Source organism: Methylobacterium sp. WL103, from assembly GCF_008039885.1.
Classification (GTDB): domain Bacteria; phylum Pseudomonadota; class Alphaproteobacteria; order Rhizobiales; family Beijerinckiaceae; genus Methylobacterium; species Methylobacterium cerastii.
Window position 1 is genome coordinate 1 of the sequence record NZ_VRUX01001101.1, and the last position, 772, is coordinate 772.

The 772-nt window shown below is 75.1% G+C and carries 1 protein-coding gene; it reads right to left on the bottom strand.

The features are described 5' to 3' along the window. Window positions 1–772 (bottom strand): radical SAM protein (locus FV222_RS28045; RefSeq protein ID WP_147816405.1); only part of this gene is annotated, 772 nt, incomplete at both ends.

A 772-nucleotide genomic window follows, 5' to 3' on the forward strand; every position in this document is an offset into this window, starting at 1 on the left:
AGGTGGCGGAGAAGGGCCGCCTCGCCCGCCGCACGTAGGCGCGCGGCGCGGACGCGGACGACTTCGGGCGCAACCGGCGGCATCCGCGCGGCCGGCGTCCCCGGGCGGGGCGAGTACGGGAAGACGTGGAGATGCGTCAGCCCGCATTCCGCGACGAGGTCGAGGGAGCGGGCGAACTGGTCCTCGGTCTCGGTCGGGAAGCCGGCGATGAGGTCGGCGCCGAACACCGCGTCCGGCCGCAGGCGCCGCACCGCGTCGCAGAAGCGGATCGCGTCGGCGCGCCCATGCCGGCGCTTCATCCGCTTGAGCACGAGGTCGTCGCCGGCCTGGAGCGACAGGTGCAGGTGCGGCATCAGCCGGGGCTCGTCGCCGATCGCCCGCATCAGGGCGTCGTCGGCCTCGATCGAATCGATCGAGGACAGGCGCAGGCGCGCCAGCTCCGGCACCGCGGCGAGGATCGCCAGGACCAGCGTGCCGAGGCTCTCGCCAGCGCCCGAGAAGTCGCGGCCGTAGGCGGTGAGGTCGACGCCGGTCAGCACGACCTCGCGCCCACCGTGGGCGACGATGCGCCGGACCTGCGCGATCGCCGCGTCGGGCGCCACCGAGCGCGAATGCCCGCGCCCGAACGGGATGACGCAGAAGGTGCAGCGGTGGTCGCAGCCGTTCTGCACAGGCACGAAGGCGCGGGTGTGCCCGGCCACGCCCGCGATCCGCGTCGGCTCGGCGTGCCGGGCGGCGAACACGTCGCCGACCGCGTCGCGCGCACCGTTCC